The organism is Trabulsiella guamensis ATCC 49490, from assembly GCF_000734965.1.
Taxonomy (GTDB): domain Bacteria; phylum Pseudomonadota; class Gammaproteobacteria; order Enterobacterales; family Enterobacteriaceae; genus Trabulsiella; species Trabulsiella guamensis.
Genome location: NZ_JMTB01000113.1, coordinates 106,260 through 123,669, shown reverse-complemented (window position 1 = coordinate 123,669; position 17,410 = coordinate 106,260). Strand labels below are relative to the sequence as shown.

General features: G+C 52.7%; 17 protein-coding genes. 16 read left to right on the top strand and 1 reads right to left on the bottom strand.

The annotated features are described in order from the left end of the window. The first annotated feature begins 26 nt into the window (after positions 1–26). Positions 27–1,526, top strand: coding sequence for an ATPase RavA (gene ravA / locus GTGU_RS19920; protein ID WP_038161351.1), 1,500 nt, complete (start codon positions 27–29; stop codon positions 1,524–1,526). Then, entirely contained in the window at positions 1,520–2,971 is a 1,452-nt protein-coding gene (gene viaA, locus GTGU_RS19915; protein ID WP_038161349.1) for an ATPase RavA stimulator ViaA, read from the top strand. Before ravA ends, viaA begins: the two co-directional genes overlap by 7 nt. Positions 2,972–2,973: 2 nt before the next feature. On the opposite strand, the gene asnA is transcribed toward viaA, so the two are convergent. After that, positions 2,974–3,966, bottom strand: a complete 993-nt coding sequence (gene asnA / locus GTGU_RS19910) for an aspartate--ammonia ligase (protein ID WP_038161345.1) — start codon at positions 3,964–3,966, stop codon at positions 2,974–2,976. 151 nt (positions 3,967–4,117) lie between these two features. On the opposite strand from asnA, the gene asnC reads away from it, so the two are divergent. The 14 genes from asnC (at position 4,118) to glmU (ending at position 17,236) form a co-directional block, all read left to right on the top strand. Further along, a complete protein-coding gene (gene asnC / locus GTGU_RS19905) occupies positions 4,118–4,576 on the top strand; it encodes a transcriptional regulator AsnC (protein WP_013368348.1) in 459 nt (152 codons plus the stop codon). A 90-nt stretch (positions 4,577–4,666) separates the two neighbouring features. Next, a complete protein-coding gene (gene mioC / locus GTGU_RS19900; RefSeq protein ID WP_038161340.1) occupies positions 4,667–5,110 on the top strand; it encodes an FMN-binding protein MioC in 444 nt (147 codons plus the stop codon). A gap of 380 nt (positions 5,111–5,490) precedes the next feature. After that, positions 5,491–7,380 (top strand): tRNA uridine-5-carboxymethylaminomethyl(34) synthesis enzyme MnmG, encoded by a 1,890-nt coding sequence (mnmG, locus tag GTGU_RS19895; RefSeq protein WP_038161338.1) that lies wholly within the window; start codon positions 5,491–5,493, stop codon positions 7,378–7,380. 69 nt (positions 7,381–7,449) lie between these two features. After that, entirely contained in the window at positions 7,450–8,073 is a 624-nt protein-coding gene (gene rsmG, locus GTGU_RS19890) for a 16S rRNA (guanine(527)-N(7))-methyltransferase RsmG (RefSeq protein ID WP_038161335.1), read from the top strand. A 614-nt stretch (positions 8,074–8,687) separates the two neighbouring features. After that, positions 8,688–9,068: a F0F1 ATP synthase subunit I gene (gene atpI / locus GTGU_RS19885; protein WP_038161332.1), complete on the top strand. Its 381-nt coding sequence runs from the start codon at positions 8,688–8,690 to the stop codon at positions 9,066–9,068. 8 nt (positions 9,069–9,076) lie between these two features. Further along, positions 9,077–9,892, top strand: a complete 816-nt coding sequence (atpB, locus tag GTGU_RS19880; RefSeq protein ID WP_038161329.1) for a F0F1 ATP synthase subunit A — start codon at positions 9,077–9,079, stop codon at positions 9,890–9,892. 48 nt (positions 9,893–9,940) lie between these two features. Then, entirely contained in the window at positions 9,941–10,180 is a 240-nt protein-coding gene (gene atpE, locus GTGU_RS19875) for a F0F1 ATP synthase subunit C (RefSeq protein ID WP_000429386.1), read from the top strand. 57 nt (positions 10,181–10,237) lie between these two features. Beyond that, positions 10,238–10,708: a F0F1 ATP synthase subunit B gene (atpF, locus tag GTGU_RS19870; RefSeq protein WP_038161321.1), complete on the top strand. Its 471-nt coding sequence runs from the start codon at positions 10,238–10,240 to the stop codon at positions 10,706–10,708. A 14-nt stretch (positions 10,709–10,722) separates the two neighbouring features. Further along, a complete protein-coding gene (gene atpH / locus GTGU_RS19865) occupies positions 10,723–11,256 on the top strand; it encodes a F0F1 ATP synthase subunit delta (protein ID WP_038161318.1) in 534 nt (177 codons plus the stop codon). 12 nt (positions 11,257–11,268) lie between these two features. After that, positions 11,269–12,810: a F0F1 ATP synthase subunit alpha gene (gene atpA / locus GTGU_RS19860; protein ID WP_038161316.1), complete on the top strand. Its 1,542-nt coding sequence runs from the start codon at positions 11,269–11,271 to the stop codon at positions 12,808–12,810. Positions 12,811–12,860: 50 nt separating this feature from the next. Beyond that, entirely contained in the window at positions 12,861–13,724 is an 864-nt protein-coding gene (gene atpG, locus GTGU_RS19855; protein WP_038161314.1) for a F0F1 ATP synthase subunit gamma, read from the top strand. 26 nt (positions 13,725–13,750) lie between these two features. Continuing rightward, complete coding sequence (atpD, locus tag GTGU_RS19850) at positions 13,751–15,133, top strand: F0F1 ATP synthase subunit beta (RefSeq protein ID WP_038161312.1); 1,383 nt, start codon at positions 13,751–13,753, stop codon at positions 15,131–15,133. Between the two features lie 20 nt (positions 15,134–15,153). After that, positions 15,154–15,573, top strand: coding sequence for a F0F1 ATP synthase subunit epsilon (locus tag GTGU_RS19845; RefSeq protein ID WP_038161310.1), 420 nt, complete (start codon positions 15,154–15,156; stop codon positions 15,571–15,573). 292 nt (positions 15,574–15,865) lie between these two features. Further along, positions 15,866–17,236, top strand: a complete 1,371-nt coding sequence (gene glmU, locus GTGU_RS19835) for a bifunctional UDP-N-acetylglucosamine diphosphorylase/glucosamine-1-phosphate N-acetyltransferase GlmU (protein ID WP_038161306.1) — start codon at positions 15,866–15,868, stop codon at positions 17,234–17,236. The last annotated feature ends 174 nt before the right edge of the window (positions 17,237–17,410 follow it).

Below are 17,410 nucleotides of genomic sequence, written 5' to 3'. Positions count from 1 at the left end.
TTTCGGCGAAAGGACGCAAATCAATTATGGCTCAATCACATCTGTTGGCGGAAAGAATTTCCCGGCTAAGCGGAGCGCTGGAAAAAGGGCTCTATGAACGTAGCCACGCAATCCGCCTGTGCCTGCTGGCAGCCCTCAGTGGCGAGAGCGTTTTTCTTCTCGGCCCCCCTGGTATCGCTAAAAGCCTTATTGCCCGCCGCCTGAAATTCGCTTTTCAGCATGCCCGCGCGTTTGAATACCTGATGACTCGTTTTTCCACGCCGGAAGAGGTGTTTGGCCCGTTGTCCATTCAGGCGTTGAAGGATGAAGGCCGTTATGAGCGCCTTACCGCCGGGTATCTGCCGGAAGCGGAAATCGTTTTTCTCGATGAGATCTGGAAAGCTGGTCCGGCGATTCTGAATACCCTGCTGACCGCCATCAACGAACGCAGCTTTCGCAACGGCGCCCACGAAGAAAAAATTCCCATGCGTCTGCTGGTGGCGGCGTCGAACGAACTGCCGGAAGCGGACAGCAGCCTGGAAGCGCTTTATGACCGTATGCTGATTCGCCTGTGGCTCGATAAAGTTCAGGAAAAAGGCAATTTCCGCTCGATGCTGGTGAGCCAGCAGGATGAAAGTGAAAACCCGGTGCCTGTCAGTTTACAGGTCACCGATGAAGAATTTATCCAGTGGCAGAAAGCCATTGGTGATATCACGCTGACAGACAGTGTCTTTGAGCTGATTTACCAGTTGCGCCAGCAGTTAGATGCGTTGCCCGGCGCGCCGTATGTTTCTGATCGGCGTTGGAAAAAAGCGATCCGCCTGCTGCAGGCCAGTGCGTTTTTCAGTGGACGTGACGCCATCGAGCCCATCGATCTTATCCTTCTGAAAGACTGCCTGTGGTATGACGCGGAAAGCATGCATCTGATGCAGCAACAGCTGGAAATATTGATGACCGGGCACGCCTGGCAACAGCAGGCGATGCTGACCCGTCTTGGCGCGATTGTTCAGCAACGCATCCAGATACAGCAGCAACAGAGCGACAAAACAGCGCTTAAAGTCACCCGCGTCGGCGGGATGTTCAGCCGTAAGCCACATTACGAACTGCCCGCCGATATCAAAGACAGCACGCTCGTACTGCTGCTTCAACAACCATTGAAACTGCATGATATCAATGTGGTTCATATTACATTCGAGCGGGCGTTGCTGGAGTTGTGGCTTGAGAAAGGCGGAGAAATCCGCGGCAAGCTGAACGGGATTGGTTTTGCGCAGGTGATTAACCTTGAAGTCGATACCAGCCTGCATCTGGTGGTACGCGACGTCAGCCTGCAGGGTTCCCGCCTCGCGCTGCCCGGTGCCGAATCCCAAGAAAACATGCCAGCAGAGATCAAACAGCAACTGGATGCGCTCGACGAAGCGTGGCATCAACAACATAACCGTTTTAGCGAACAGCAGAAATGCCTGTTCATCCATCGCGACTGGTTAGGTCGCATTGAAGCCAGCCTACAGGACGTCGGAGCGCAGATTAAACAGGCTCGTCAATGCTGACGCTGGATACGCTAAATGTGATGCTGGCAGTCAGTGAAGAGGGGTTAATCGATGAGATGATCCTCGCGCTGCTGGCATCACCGCAGCTGGCGCTCTTTTTTGAAAAATTCCCCCGCCTGAAAAACGCGATCGCCAGCGATCTTCCGCGCTGGCGCGACGCGCTAAAAAGCCGGTTAAAAGAGACCGATGTGCCGCCAGATCTGGCAGAAGAGGTGCTTTGTTATCAGCAGAGCCAGCTCTTATCGACGTCGCAGTTTATCGTTGCGCTCCCGCAAACACTGGCGCTGCTGCACAAACTCCAGTCGCCATTTGCCGCTCAGGCGCAGCACATGGTAGAGAGCAACACCACTTTCACGCCCGCCCTGCATACTCTGTTTTTACAGCGCTGGCGGTTAAGCCTGGTCGTTCAGACCACCTCTCTGAATCAGCAATTGCTGGAAGAGGAACGCGAGCAACTGCTGAGCGAAGTGCAGGAACGAATGACCTTAAGCGGTCAACTTGAGCCGGTGCTGGTGGAAAATGAAAACGCTGCCGGGCGATTGTGGGATATGAGTGCCGGGCAGCTCAAACGCGGCGACTATCAGCTGATAGTGAAATATGGCGAGTTTCTGAGTCAACAGCCAGAGCTGATGCAACTCGCTGAGCAACTCGGGCGTTCGCGGGAAGCGAAATCCTTCCCCAAAAAAGACGCACCCATGGAAACTTTTCGTACGCTGGTGCGCGAACCCGCTACGGTGCCGGAACAGGTCGATGGGCTGCAGCGAAGCGACGATATTTTGCGGCTTTTGCCACCGGAACTGGCCACGCTCGGCATCACTGAGCTTGAATATGAATTTTATCGTCGGCTGGTGGAAAAGCAGCTGCTGACCTATCGTCTTCATGGCGATGCCTGGCGGGAAAAGATCAGTGAACGTCCGGTGGTTCATCAGGATATCGAACAGCAACCGCGTGGGCCGTTTATCGTCTGCGTGGACACCTCCGGCTCGATGGGCGGCTTTAACGAACAGTGTGCCAAGGCCTTCTGCCTGGCGCTGATGCGCGTAGCGCTGGCGGATAACCGCCGCTGCTTTATTATGCTGTTTTCCAGCGAAGTGGTGCGTTACGAACTCTCCAGTCGTCAGGGGCTGGAACAGGCGATCCGCTTCTTAAGCCAGCGTTTTCGCGGCGGCACGGATATCGCCAGCTGTTTTCGAGCCATTATCGAAAGAATGCAGGAAGCGGCGTGGGCGGATGCCGATGCAGTGGTGATCTCTGATTTCATCGCCCAGCGATTGCCGGAGGACGTGGTGAGTAAAGTGAAGGATCTGCAGCGTGTTCATCAGCACCGTTTTCACGCCGTGGCGATGTCCACACACGGAAAACCCGGCATCATGCGCATCTTCGATCATATCTGGCGCTTTGATACCGGGTTACGTAGCCGCCTGCTGCGTCGCTGGCGGCGTTAATCTTAAAGCAGTGCGCCGACGCTTTCGCGAACCTGTTGTGGCCATACGCCACACTGCACCTGACCAATGTGCGGCAACTGGAGCAGCAGCATGGTAAGACGAGACTGACCAATACCGCCGCCAATTGTCTGCGGCATTTCGCCACGCAGTAGCGCCTGGTGCCATTCGAGTTTCAGGCGATCTTCATCACCCGTCAGCGCCAGCTGACGTTTCAGTGTTTCGGCATCCACGCGGATCCCCATGGAAGAGAGTTCAAATGCGTCTTCCAGCACCGGGTTCCAGACCAGAATATCACCGTTCAGGCCCGCAAACCCTTCGGAGACCGGCGTGCTCCAGTCGTCATAATCCGGCGCGCGAACATCGTGACGCTGACCGTCGCTCAGCTTGCCGCCAATACCAATCAGGAAAACGGCACCCAGTTCTTTGGCAATCGCGCGCTCACGGCCTTTGGCGTCCAGCCCCGGAAAACGGGAGAGCAGCTCCTGGCTGTGAACGAAATGGATCTGTTCCGGCAGGAAAGGTTTCAGACCAAACTCTTTGCTGACTGCCGCTTCGGTTTCTTTGATTCCCTGCCAGATGGCTTCAACGGTCGCTTTCAGCGTGCCTGTATGACGTTCGCCATCGTTCATCACGCGCTCCCAGTCCCACTGATCCACGTAAACAGAGTGGATCGGAGTGAGGCGGTCTTCATCGGGACGAAGGGCCTTCATGTGCGTGTACAGCCCTTCGCCTGCGCTGAAATCGTGTTGCCCGAGGGTTTGACGTTTCCATTTCGCCAGTGAATGAACCACTTCGAACTGGGCGTCTGGCAGTGTTTTCACTTTCACCTGCACCGCTTTTTCGCAACCAGACAAGTTATCCTGCGTCCCGTCACCCACGCGGCTTAAGATTGGCGCCTGAACTTCGATCAGGCCAAGCTTTTCTTCCAGCTGGCGGGAAAAATGGGATTTAACGAAACTGATCTGACGTTGTTTTGCGATATAAGCGGTTTTCATTTCTTTGACTCCTGCGTCCTGTTGCTATTGATTAAGCAACAAAAGCGGAGTGGAATTCAATAATCAACAAACAAAATTGGCTTATCACTTTTGATTCAATAATATTGTGGGCTAAAATTGTCACAATCCTCAATCATCATAAGAAAAACCTATGGAAAATTATCAGATCGACAATCTGGACCGCGGCATCCTTGAGGCGTTGATGGCCAATGCGCGCACCGCTTACGCCGAACTGGCGAAGCAGTTTGGGGTCAGTCCGGGAACCATCCACGTCCGCGTAGAGAAAATGAAGCAGGCCGGGATCATCACCGGCGCGCGTATCGACGTCAGCCCAAAACAGCTGGGATATGATGTCTGCTGCTTTATCGGCATAATTCTTAAAAGCGCCAAAGATTATCCGTCGGCGCTGGCGAAGCTGGAAAGCCTGGATGAGGTCACCGAGGCGTATTACACCACAGGTCACTACAGCATCTTTATAAAAGTAATGTGCCGTTCGATCGATGCGCTCCAGCAGGTACTTATCAACAAGATCCAAACAATCGATGAAATTCAGTCCACAGAGACGCTAATCTCCCTCCAGAACCCGATTATGCGGACGATCCGCCCGTAACTTCGCAGAATTAATCCCACATTTTCCACAGGTAGATCCCAGCTCGCACACAGCGTACAATACGCCACTCTGTATTAAGGAGTGGCGATCATGGCGGACATAACGCTTATCAGCGGCAGCACGCTGGGTGGTGCGGAATATGTAGCGGAACATCTGGCGGAAAAGCTTGAAGAGGCCGGTTTTTCAACCGAAACGCTGCACGGCCCTCTGCTGGAGGATCTGACGCCGAACGGTCTGTGGCTGTTGATCAGTTCCACACATGGTGCCGGAGACATTCCGGACAACCTGCAACCGTTCTATGACGATCTGCAGGAGAAACAACCTGATTTGTCTGGCGTACGTTTTGGCGCGATCGGCATCGGTAGTCGTGAATATGACACTTTTTGTGGCGCGATCGACAAACTTGATGCTCTGCTTCTGTCTTGCGGCGCAAAACAGATTGGCGAAACGCTGAAGATCAACATCCTTGAACATGACATACCTGAAGATCCGGCTGAAGAATGGACTGGATCCTGGATTAATTTGATCAAGTAGATGAACAGATCGTGCGATCGTCTGTGGATAACTCTGGTTAAAAGCTTGGATCAACCGGTAGTTATCCAAAGTATAAGGTTTGGCTAGTTTTCACCCTGTGTATAACCCCTCATTTTGATCCCAGCTTATACGGAACAGGATCACCGATCATTCACAACGAATGATCCTTTGTAATTTATTGATCCATAAAGGCGGATCCAACTTATCCACAAAGGGTGGCGATCCTAATAAGAGATCACAACAGAACAGATCTCTAAATAAAAAGATCTTCTTTTTAATACCCAGGATCCCAGTGCTTTCTCCATCGACTAAAGTTGAGTAGAATCCACGGCCCGGGCACCAATCCATTTTCAAACCGCGACACCGCGAGGCAGGAAACCATGTTTTATCAGGATCCTTTTGACGTCATCATCATTGGCGGGGGTCATGCAGGCACTGAGGCCGCAATGGCCGCAGCGCGTATGGGTCAACAGACCCTGCTTTTGACACACAATATCGATACGCTGGGGCAAATGAGCTGTAACCCGGCCATTGGCGGTATTGGGAAAGGACATCTGGTAAAAGAAGTGGACGCTCTCGGTGGCCTGATGGCAAAAGCCATCGATCAGGCCGGTATCCAGTTCAGGATACTAAACGCCAGCAAAGGCCCGGCAGTTCGCGCAACGCGTGCTCAGGCTGACCGCGTACTGTACCGTCAGGCGGTACGCACTGCGCTGGAAAATCAACCGAACCTTATGATCTTTCAGCAGGCGGTTGAAGATCTGATCGTCGAAAACGATCGTGTCGTCGGCGCCGTCACCCAGATGGGGCTGAAATTCCGCGCCAGGGCGGTGGTGCTGACCGTGGGGACTTTCCTCGACGGCAAAATTCATATCGGTCTGGATAACTACAGCGGTGGTCGCGCTGGCGATCCACCATCCATTTCGCTCTCACGTCGTCTGCGTGAACTGCCGTTGCGGGTAAACCGCCTGAAAACCGGGACGCCGCCGCGTATCGACGCCCGTACCATCGACTTCAGTGTCCTCGCACAACAGCATGGCGATAACCCGATGCCGGTGTTCTCGTTCATGGGATCAGCGGATCAGCATCCGCGCCAGGTGCCGTGCTATATCACGCACACCAATGAAAAAACGCACGACGTGATCCGCAATAACCTCGACCGCAGCCCGATGTATGCCGGTGTGATCGAAGGGATCGGTCCGCGTTACTGCCCGTCGATCGAAGATAAAGTCATGCGCTTTGCCGATCGCAACCAGCACCAGATCTTCCTTGAACCTGAAGGGCTGACTTCCAACGAAATTTATCCGAACGGGATATCCACCAGCCTGCCGTTTGACGTACAGATGCAGATTGTCCGTTCGATGCAGGGTATGGAAAACGCGCGCATTGTGCGTCCGGGTTATGCCATCGAGTACGATTTCTTCGATCCGCGCGACCTGAAACCGACGCTGGAAAGCAAATTTATCGAAGGTCTGTTCTTTGCCGGGCAGATAAACGGCACCACCGGTTACGAAGAAGCCGCTGCACAGGGGCTGCTTGCGGGTCTCAACGCCGCCCGCTTCTCTGCCGAAAAAGAGGGTTGGGCGCCAGGCCGTTCGCAGGCATATCTGGGCGTGCTGGTGGATGACCTCTGCACACTGGGCACCAAAGAGCCGTACCGCATGTTTACCTCACGCGCGGAATACCGCCTGATGCTGCGCGAAGACAATGCCGATCTGCGTCTGACTGAAATCGGTCGTGAACTGGGTCTGGTGGATGATGTCCGTTGGGCGCGCTTCAATGAAAAACTGGAACGTATCGAACGGGAACGTCAGCGTCTGAAAACCACCTGGGTAAATCCGTCTGCGGAATCAGCTGCTGAAGTGAATGCTCACATTACGGCCCCGCTCTCCCGTGAAGCGAGCGGGGAAGATCTGCTGCGTCGCCCGGAAATGACCTACGACCAGCTGGTGCAACTGTCGCCGTTTGCGCCGGGGCTGGATGACGTGCAGGCCGCAGAGCAGGTTGAGATCCAGGTGAAATACGAAGGCTATATCGCTCGCCAGCAGGATGAGATCGAAAAACAGCAGCGCAACGAAAATACGCTGTTGCCGGCAACACTGGATTATCGTCAGGTCAGTGGTTTATCTAACGAAGTGATTGCCAAACTCAATGATCACAAACCTGCTTCAATAGGACAGGCGTCACGAATTTCAGGTATAACCCCCGCCGCCATCTCGATCTTGCTGGTATGGCTGAAAAAACAAGGTATGCTGCGCCGTAGCGCATGATCATTCTCTTTTTGCCCGGCAGTATAGTCACTGCCGGGTTTCTGATTTCTGTATAAACGGGTCATCACTGTGCTCAAAAAACTTTCTCGGCTGCTCGATGAAGCAGGCATTTCGTTGTCCGATCACCAGCAACAGCAACTGGTGGCTTACGTCGAACTGCTCAACAAATGGAACAAAGCGTACAACCTGACTTCCGTACGCGATCCGAACGAGATGCTGGTGCGTCATATTCTCGACAGTGTTGTTGTGGCACCGCACCTGCAGGGTTCGCGTTTTATCGATGTGGGTACCGGGCCTGGTTTACCGGGGATTCCGCTCGCCATTGTGTTGCCGGACGCGCATTTCACGTTGCTGGACAGTCTTGGCAAACGCGTGCGTTTTCTGCGTCAGGTACAGCACGAACTGAAACTGGACAACGTGACGCCGGTGCAGAGCCGCGTTGAGGAATTCCCGGCAGAACCGCCGTTCGACGGTGTCATTAGCCGGGCTTTTGCATCACTGAACGATATGGTGAGCTGGTGCCAGCATTTGCCAGCGCCGTCGGGCCGCTTTTATGCACTGAAGGGCCATGTTCCTGACGATGAAATCGCCCAGTTACCGGCGGGATTTTCTGTCGAAGAGATCATCAGGTTACAGGTGCCAGAACTGGAAGGTGAGCGTCATCTTGTGCTGTTAAAACATAACAAAATTTAATTTTTATCAAAAAAATTAGAGAAATTGCGTCCCCTGTGATGTTAACAAATGAGGGGTAAAACGATGGAACATCCAGTTACATTTAACCATTCATTTACTCTGTGTTTTCCTGCCTATAACGGCAGGTTATTTGTTAACAGAAAAATAGTTACAGATGAAAATATCAGTCTGCTAAAAATGCGTTTGTTGAACGACCATTTGACTGTTAATTAGTTATTAAAAATGTCAATTGCTGGTTTTTAATCTGTATATGTCTTTTTTGAAAACAGTTGTTTAATTTTTGTTTGTTTTTCAAATGGATGAACAAAGCCACTTTTCGTACAGTTTTAATTCGATGAAAACAGTAATTTTTATTATGTGATCTGTGCCACGCTTTATAACCAGTGATTTCGCGTTATTTGCAGATTTGTCTGATCGTTCACAGTTTAGTGAAATCCTGGAAAATAGCCCGGGAGAAAAATGTTTAAACATTTATTCACCTTTTAGCTACTTATTGTTTGAAATCACCGGTACGCACCGTATAATTTGACCGCTTTTTGATGCTTGACTCGAAGTCTCAAAGGACGTTTTATACGACACGCGGCATACCTCGTAAGGAGCAGGAGTAGAACGTGATGTCTGTGTCGCTCGTAAGTCGAAACGTCGCTCGTAGGCTTCTGTTCATTCAGCTTATGGCAGTAATGGCAAGTGGATTGCTGTTTTGCCTCAAAGACCCCTTCTGGGGCATTTCCGCTGTATGTGGCGGTATGGCAGTATTGCTGCCTAACGTGTTGTTCATGATTTTTGCCTGGCGTCACCAGGCGCATACACCAGCTAAGGGACGCGTGTCCTGGACATTTGCCTTCGGTGAGGCGTTCAAGGTGTTAGCGATGCTGGCTTTGCTGGTGGTGGCGTTGGCGGTTTTTAAGGCGGTTTTTTTGCCGCTCATCGTTACGTGGGTTTTGGTGCTGGTGGTTCAGATACTGGCACCCGCTGTAATTAACAACAAAGGGTAAAAGGCATCATGGCTTCTGAAAATATGACGCCGCAGGATTACATAGGTCACCATCTGAACAACCTTCAGATTGACCTGCGTACATTCTCGCTGGTGGATCCGCATAACCCCCCAGCCACCTTCTGGACGCTCAATATTGACTCCATGTTTTTCTCGGTGGTTCTGGGTCTGTTGTTCCTGGCGATGTTCCGCAGCGTGGCCAAAAAGGCGACTAGTGGTGTCCCGGGTAAATTTCAGACCGCAATTGAGATGGTCATCGGCTTTGTGCATGGCAGCGTCAAGGACATGTACCATGGCAAGAGCAAACTCATTGCACCACTGGCCCTGACGGTTTTCGTCTGGGTATTCCTGATGAACCTGATGGATCTGCTGCCTATCGATATGATCCCATACATCGGTGAGCATGTGCTGGGTCTGCCTGCGCTGCGTGTCGTTCCGTCTGCTGACGTGAACATCACCCTGTCTATGGCGCTGGGCGTATTTATCCTGATTCTGTTCTACAGCATCAAAATGAAAGGCGTGGGCGGGTTCGTAAAAGAACTGACGCTTCAGCCGTTCAATCACTGGGCATTCATCCCTGTCAACTTAATCCTTGAAGGTGTTAGCTTGCTGTCAAAACCGGTTTCACTCGGTCTGCGACTGTTCGGTAACATGTATGCGGGTGAGCTGATTTTCATTCTGATAGCGGGTCTGTTGCCGTGGTGGTCACAGTGGATTCTTAATGTGCCATGGGCCATTTTCCACATCCTGATCATCACACTGCAAGCCTTTATCTTCATGGTTCTGACGATCGTCTATCTGTCGATGGCGTCCGAAGAGCATTGATTTTTAACAACACTACTACGTTTTAACTGAAACAAACTGGAGACTGTCATGGAAAACCTGAATATGGATCTGCTGTACATGGCTGCCGCTGTGATGATGGGTCTGGCGGCAATCGGTGCTGCGATCGGTATCGGCATCCTCGGGGGCAAATTCCTGGAAGGCGCAGCGCGTCAGCCGGATCTGATTCCTCTGCTGCGTACTCAGTTCTTTATCGTTATGGGTCTGGTGGACGCAATCCCGATGATCGCTGTAGGTCTGGGTCTGTACGTGATGTTTGCTGTCGCGTAGTAAGTTGTACGGGATAACCCTAATCCACAGTCGTAAAATTTTAAGAGGTATTGTGCTGTGAACATGAACGCAACAATCCTCGGCCAGGCCATCGCGTTTGTTCTCTTTGTATGGTTCTGCATGAAGTATGTATGGCCGCCGTTAATGGCTGCCATCGAAAAGCGTCAAAAAGAAATTGCTGACGGCCTTGCTTCTGCAGAACGCGCTAAGAAAGATTTGGACCTTGCACAGGCCAACGCGACCGACCAGCTGAAAAAAGCGAAAGCGGAGTCCCAGGTGATCATCGAGCAAGCTAACAAGCGTCGCGCTCAGATCCTGGACGAAGCGAAAGCTGAAGCAGAACAGGAACGCACTAAAATCGTCGCACAGGCGCAGGCTGAAATCGAAGCCGAACGTAAACGTGCTCGCGAAGAACTGCGTAAGCAGGTCGCTATCCTGGCTGTTGCTGGCGCCGAGAAGATCATCGAACGTTCCGTGGATGAAGCTGCTAACAGCGACATCGTGGATAAACTTGTCGCTGAACTGTAAGGAGGGAGGGGCTGATGTCTGAATTTGTAACGGTAGCTCGCCCCTACGCCAAAGCAGCTTTTGACTTTGCCGTCGAACACCAGAGCGTTGAACGCTGGCAGGACATGCTGGCGTTTGCCGCTGAAGTGACCAAGAACGAACAAATGGCAGAGCTTCTCTCTGGTGCCCTGGCGCCGGAAACGCTTGCTAAGTCGTTCATCGCCGTGTGTGGTGAGCAGCTGGACGAAAACGGCCAGAACCTGATTCGGGTGATGGCGGAAAATGGTCGTCTCAGCACGCTCCCGGATGTTCTTGAACAGTTTATTCACCTGCGCGCCGCCAGTGAGGCGATTGCTGAGGTTGAAGTCACTTCTGCCTCGCAGCTGAGTGAAGAACAGCTTTCAAAGATCACCGGTGCGATGGAAAAACGTCTGTCACGCAAAGTTAAGCTGAATTGCAAAATCGATAAGTCTGTAATGGCAGGCGTTATCATCCGTGCGGGTGATATGGTCATTGATGGCAGCGTACGCGGCCGTCTTGAGCGCCTTGCAGACGTCTTGCAGTCTTAAGGGGACTGGAGCATGCAACTGAATTCCACCGAAATCAGCGAACTGATCAAGCAGCGCATTGCTCAGTTCAATGTTGTGAGTGAAGCTCACAACGAAGGTACTATTGTTTCTGTAAGTGACGGTGTTATCCGCATTCACGGCCTGGCCGATTGTATGCAGGGTGAAATGATTTCCCTGCCGGGAAACCGTTACGCTATCGCACTGAACCTCGAGCGTGACTCTGTAGGTGCGGTTGTGATGGGTCCGTACGCTGACCTCGCCGAAGGCATGAAGGTCAAATGTACTGGCCGTATTCTGGAAGTTCCGGTTGGCCGTGGCCTGCTGGGCCGTGTGGTTAACACCCTGGGTGCGCCAATCGACGGTAAAGGTCCGGTTGAGCACGATGGCTTCTCACCAATCGAAGTTATCGCACCGGGCGTTATCGACCGTCAGTCCGTCGATCAGCCGGTACAGACCGGTTATAAATCCGTTGACGCCATGATCCCAATCGGTCGTGGTCAGCGTGAACTGATCATCGGTGACCGTCAGACCGGTAAAACCGCGATGGCTATCGACGCCATCATCAACCAGCGTGATTCCGGCATCAAATGTGTGTACGTGGCTATCGGTCAGAAAGCGTCCACCATATCTAACGTGGTTCGTAAACTGGAAGAGCACGGCGCGCTGTCTAACACCATTGTTGTGGTAGCGACCGCGTCTGAATCCGCTGCACTGCAATACCTGGCGCCATACGCCGGTTGCGCCATGGGCGAATACTTCCGTGACCGCGGTGAAGATGCGCTGATCGTTTACGATGACCTGTCTAAACAGGCTGTTGCTTACCGTCAGGTTTCCCTGCTGCTCCGTCGTCCGCCTGGACGTGAAGCATTCCCGGGCGACGTGTTTTACCTCCACTCCCGTCTGCTGGAGCGCGCATCCCGCGTTAACGCGGAATACGTTGAGAACTTCACTAAAGGTGAAGTGAAAGGTAAAACCGGCTCCCTGACCGCTCTGCCGATTATCGAAACTCAGGCGGGTGACGTTTCTGCGTTCGTTCCGACCAACGTAATTTCTATTACCGATGGTCAGATCTTCCTGGAAACCAACCTGTTTAACTCCGGTATTCGTCCTGCGGTTAACCCGGGTATCTCCGTATCCCGTGTGGGTGGTGCAGCGCAGACCAAGATCATCAAGAAACTGTCCGGTGGTATCCGTACTGCGCTGGCGCAGTATCGTGAACTGGCAGCGTTCTCTCAGTTTGCCTCTGATCTGGACGAAGCAACCCGCAAACAGCTGAGCCACGGTCAGAAAGTGACCGAGCTGCTGAAACAGAAACAGTATGCCCCGATGTCTGTTGCTCAACAGGGTGTGGTGCTGTTTGCAGCTGAACGCGGTTACCTCGAAGATGTGGAACTGGCGAAAATCGGTAGCTTCGAAGCCGCTCTGCTGGCTTACGTTGACCGTGATCACGCTCCGCTGATGCAAGAGATCAACCAGTCCGGTGGCTATAACGACGAAATCGAAGGTAAGCTGAAAGGCATCCTCGATTCCTTCAAAGCAACCCAGACCTGGTAACGTCCGGCGGCTTGTCTCAGGACAGGCCGCAAGGCATTGAGGAGAAGCTCATGGCCGGCGCAAAAGAGATACGTAGTAAGATCGCAAGCGTCCAGAACACGCAGAAGATCACTAAAGCGATGGAAATGGTCGCCGCTTCCAAAATGCGTAAATCGCAGGATCGCATGGCGGCCAGCCGTCCTTATGCAGATACCATGCGCAAAGTGATTGGTCACCTTGCGCACGGTAATCTGGAATATAAGCACCCTTACCTGGAAGAACGCGACGTTAAGCGCGTGGGCTACCTGGTGGTGTCTACCGACCGTGGTCTGTGCGGTGGCTTGAACATTAACCTGTTCAAAAAGCTGCTGGCGGATATGAAAGCCTGGTCCGACAAAGGCGTTCAGAGCGATATCGCGATGATCGGCTCCAAGGGCGTGTCTTTCTTTAATTCCGTAGGTGGCAATATTGTCGCCCAGGTGACAGGCATGGGGGATAACCCGTCTCTGTCCGAACTGATCGGCCCGGTAAAAGTGATGTTGCAGGCCTATGATGAAGGCCGTCTGGACAGGCTGTACATTGTCAGCAACAAATTTATTAACACCATGTCTCAGGTTCCGACCCTGACTCAGATGCTGCCGTTACCGGCATCAGAAGATGAAGAGTTAAAACACAAAGCCTGGGATTACCTGTATGAACCTGATCCGAAACTGCTGCTGGATACCTTGCTGCGCCGTTACGTTGAATCTCAGGTTTATCAGGGCGTGGTAGAAAACCTGGCCAGCGAGCAGGCCGCACGTATGGTGGCGATGAAAGCCGCAACCGACAATGGCGGCAGCCTGATTAAAGAGCTGCAGTTGGTATACAACAAAGCTCGTCAGGCCAGCATTACTCAGGAACTCACCGAGATCGTCTCGGGGGCCGCCGCGGTATAACCAGGTTAATTCGTAGAGGATTCAAGATGGCTACTGGAAAAATTGTCCAGGTAATCGGCGCCGTAGTGGACGTCGAATTCCCTCAGGATGCCGTACCGCGCGTGTACGATGCTCTTGAGGTTATGAATGGTAGTGAGCGTCTGGTGCTGGAAGTTCAGCAGCAGCTCGGTGGTGGTATCGTACGTACTATCGCCATGGGTTCTTCCGACGGTCTGCGTCGTGGTCTGGATGTAAAAGATCTCGAGCATCCGATCGAAGTCCCGGTAGGTAAAGCAACGCTGGGTCGTATCATGAACGTGCTGGGTCAGCCGATCGATATGAAAGGCGACATCGGCGAAGAAGAGCGTTGGGCTATCCACCGCGCAGCACCGTCCTACGAAGAGCTGTCCAGCTCTCAGGAACTGCTGGAAACCGGCATCAAAGTTATCGACCTGATGTGTCCGTTCGCGAAGGGCGGTAAAGTCGGTCTGTTCGGTGGTGCGGGTGTAGGTAAAACCGTAAACATGATGGAGCTGATTCGTAACATCGCGATCGAGCACTCCGGTTACTCTGTGTTTGCGGGCGTGGGTGAACGTACTCGTGAGGGTAACGACTTCTACCACGAAATGACCGACTCCAACGTTCTGGACAAAGTATCCCTGGTGTATGGACAGATGAACGAGCCGCCGGGAAACCGTCTGCGCGTTGCACTGACCGGTCTGACCATGGCTGAGAAGTTCCGTGACGAAGGTCGTGACGTTCTGCTGTTCGTCGATAACATCTACCGTTACACCCTGGCGGGTACTGAAGTATCTGCACTGCTGGGCCGTATGCCTTCAGCGGTAGGTTACCAGCCGACCCTGGCGGAAGAGATGGGTGTTCTTCAGGAACGTATCACCTCAACCAAAACCGGTTCTATCACCTCCGTGCAGGCGGTATACGTACCTGCGGATGACCTGACTGACCCGTCACCAGCCACCACTTTTGCGCACCTTGACGCAACCGTGGTACTGAGCCGTCAGATCGCGTCTCTGGGTATCTACCCGGCTGTTGATCCGCTGGATTCCACCAGCCGTCAGCTGGATCCGCTGGTGGTGGGTCAGGAACACTACGACACCGCGCGTGGCGTACAGTCCCTGCTGCAACGTTACCAGGAACTGAAAGACATCATCGCCATCCTGGGTATGGATGAACTGTCTGAAGAAGACAAACTGGTGGTAGCTCGCGCACGTAAGATCCAGCGCTTCCTGTCCCAGCCGTTCTTCGTAGCAGAAGTCTTTACCGGTTCTCCGGGCAAATACGTTTCGCTGAAAGACACCATCCGTGGCTTTAAAGGCATCATGGAAGGCGAATACGATCACCTGCCGGAGCAGGCGTTCTACATGGTCGGTTCCATCGAAGAAGCCGTGGAAAAAGCCAAAAAACTTTAACGCCTTAATCGGAGGGTGATATGGCAATGACTTACCACCTGGATGTCGTCAGCGCAGAGCAACAAATGTTCTCTGGTCTGGTCGAGAAAATCCAGGTAACGGGTAGCGAAGGTGAGCTGGGTATTTACCCGGGTCACGCCCCGCTGCTCACCGCCATTAAGCCTGGTATGATCCGCATCGTTAAACAGCATGGTCATGAAGAGTTTATTTACTTGTCAGGCGGCATTCTTGAAGTGCAGCCTGGTACCGTGACCGTTCTGGCTGATACTGCGATTCGTGGCCAGGATCTCGATGAAGCGAGAGCCATGGAATCGAAGCGTAAGGCTGAAGAGCACATTAAGAGCTCTCACGGCGACGTGGATTACGCTCAGGCGTCTGCGGAACTGGCCAAAGCGATCGCCAAACTGCGCGTTATCGAGTTGACCAAAAAAGCGATGTAACACCGGCTTGAATGTCTCAAAAGCCAGTCTGGTTTCCAGGCTGGCTTTTTTTATGCCTGCTTTATTCAGGTATCAAAAAAACAGTGAAAGCAGCGGCATAGCAGCTAATCTTCAGATTACGGGGATTTTTTTCGAGACAAAACCGCGTACGATCGCTGAAAATGGCGCTATAAACTGGTTTTACACCCGGGCGTTGCGCGTTTTCTCCGCATCCCATTTCATGATGCAAAATATGTAGAAATTTCAACGTCAAAGGGTTTTACTTCCCACTCAAATTACTGTCAGGATGCGTATGTCAAACAGTGCGATGAGCGTGGTGATCCTTGCCGCAGGCAAAGGAACCCGCATGTATTCCGAGCTTCCGAAAGTGCTGCACACGTTGGCCGGGAAACCAATGGTGCAGCATGTCATTGATGCTGCTAATGAATTAGGCGCCAGCCAGGTGCATCTGGTCTATGGTCACGGCGGCGATCTCCTTAAGCAAGCGCTGAAAGAAGATAACCTGAACTGGGTGTTGCAGGCGGAACAGCTGGGTACCGGGCATGCGATGCAGCAGGCCGCGCCGTTCTTTGCCGATGACGAAGACATACTTATGCTTTATGGCGATGTACCGCTGATTTCCGTCGATACCCTTCAGCGTCTGCGTGAAGCAAAACCGCAGGGCGGCATTGGTTTGTTGACGGTTAAGCTGGATGACCCCAGCGGTTACGGCCGTATCACGCGTGAAAACGGCAAAGTGACGGGCATTGTTGAGCATAAAGATGCCAGCGACGCGCAGCGTCAGATTCAGGAAATCAATACCGGTATCCTGATTGCCAGTGGTGCGGATCTGAAGCGCTGGCTGTCGAAGCTCAACAATAACAACGCGCAGGGTGAGTACTACATCACCGACATCATTGCGATGGCGTACCACGAAGGGCGTGAAATTGCCGCCGTTCATCCGGCGCGCATCAGCGAAACGGACGGCGTGAACAATCGCCTCCAGCTTTCCCGCCTTGAGCGTATTTATCAGTCAGAGCAGGCCGAAAAACTGCTGCTGGCGGGTGTCATGCTGCGTGATCCGGCGCGTTTCGATTTACGCGGCGAGCTGATTCACGGGCGCGATGTGGAAATTGATACTAACGTTATCCTGGAAGGCCAGGTCACGCTGGGCCACCGCGTAAAAATCGGCACCGGCTGCGTTATCAAAAACAGCATCATTGGCGACGACTGTGAAATCAGCCCCTACAGCGTGGTTGAAAATTCGTACCTTGAAGCCGCCTGCACCATTGGGCCGTTCGCACGTTTGCGTCCTGGTGCAGAGCTACTGGAAGGCGCGCATGTGGGCAACTTTGTCGAGATGAAAAAAGCGCGGCTGGGTAAAGGCTCAAAAGCCGGTCACCTGAGCTATCTCGGCGATGCGGAAATTGGCGACAATGTGAATATCGGTGCGGGCACCATCACCTGTAACTACGATGGTGCGAACAAATTCAAAACCATCATTGGTGATGATGTGTTTGTCGGCTCCGATACGCAACTGGTGGCACCTGTAACCATTGGAAAAGGCGTGACCATTGCGGCGGGAACCACGGTTACGCGCGATGTGGCTGATAATGAGTTGGTATTAAGCCGCGTACCGCAGGTTCATAAGCAGGGCTGGAAACGCCCGGTGAAGAAGAAATAATACAGTTTTGTAGGCCGGATAAGCGTCAGCGCTATCCGGCAGACAGGGGTGAGGAAATAATATAATTTCCCACCCCAATGGCAGTACCTATAAATATAACCCCACTCTCTACAAGGCTCGGGGCGCCCGGGAAACGGGCAAAAGCAGGTCAGCGACAACGCAGGCGTAATGCCT

Bases quoted from the DNA above. Each gene is read 5' to 3' on its own strand.
- atpG (WP_038161314.1), top strand. From the start codon at position 12,861: ATGGCCGGCGCAAAAGAGATACGTAGTAAGATCGCAAGCGTCCAGAAC.
- atpD (WP_038161312.1), top strand. From the start codon at position 13,751: ATGGCTACTGGAAAAATTGTCCAGGTAATCGGCGCCGTAGTGGACGTC.
- asnC (WP_013368348.1), top strand. From the start codon at position 4,118: ATGGAAAATTATCAGATCGACAATCTGGACCGCGGCATCCTTGAGGCG.
- atpE (WP_000429386.1), top strand. From the start codon at position 9,941: ATGGAAAACCTGAATATGGATCTGCTGTACATGGCTGCCGCTGTGATG.
- asnA (WP_038161345.1), bottom strand. From the start codon at position 3,966: ATGAAAACCGCTTATATCGCAAAACAACGTCAGATCAGTTTCGTTAAA.
- atpH (WP_038161318.1), top strand. From the start codon at position 10,723: ATGTCTGAATTTGTAACGGTAGCTCGCCCCTACGCCAAAGCAGCTTTT.
- atpA (WP_038161316.1), top strand. From the start codon at position 11,269: ATGCAACTGAATTCCACCGAAATCAGCGAACTGATCAAGCAGCGCATT.
- mnmG (WP_038161338.1), top strand. From the start codon at position 5,491: ATGTTTTATCAGGATCCTTTTGACGTCATCATCATTGGCGGGGGTCAT.
- atpB (WP_038161329.1), top strand. From the start codon at position 9,077: ATGGCTTCTGAAAATATGACGCCGCAGGATTACATAGGTCACCATCTG.
- atpI (WP_038161332.1), top strand. From the start codon at position 8,688: ATGTCTGTGTCGCTCGTAAGTCGAAACGTCGCTCGTAGGCTTCTGTTC.
- ravA (WP_038161351.1), top strand. From the start codon at position 27: ATGGCTCAATCACATCTGTTGGCGGAAAGAATTTCCCGGCTAAGCGGA.
- GTGU_RS19845 (WP_038161310.1), top strand. From the start codon at position 15,154: ATGGCAATGACTTACCACCTGGATGTCGTCAGCGCAGAGCAACAAATG.
- glmU (WP_038161306.1), top strand. From the start codon at position 15,866: ATGTCAAACAGTGCGATGAGCGTGGTGATCCTTGCCGCAGGCAAAGGA.
- viaA (WP_038161349.1), top strand. From the start codon at position 1,520: ATGCTGACGCTGGATACGCTAAATGTGATGCTGGCAGTCAGTGAAGAG.
- mioC (WP_038161340.1), top strand. From the start codon at position 4,667: ATGGCGGACATAACGCTTATCAGCGGCAGCACGCTGGGTGGTGCGGAA.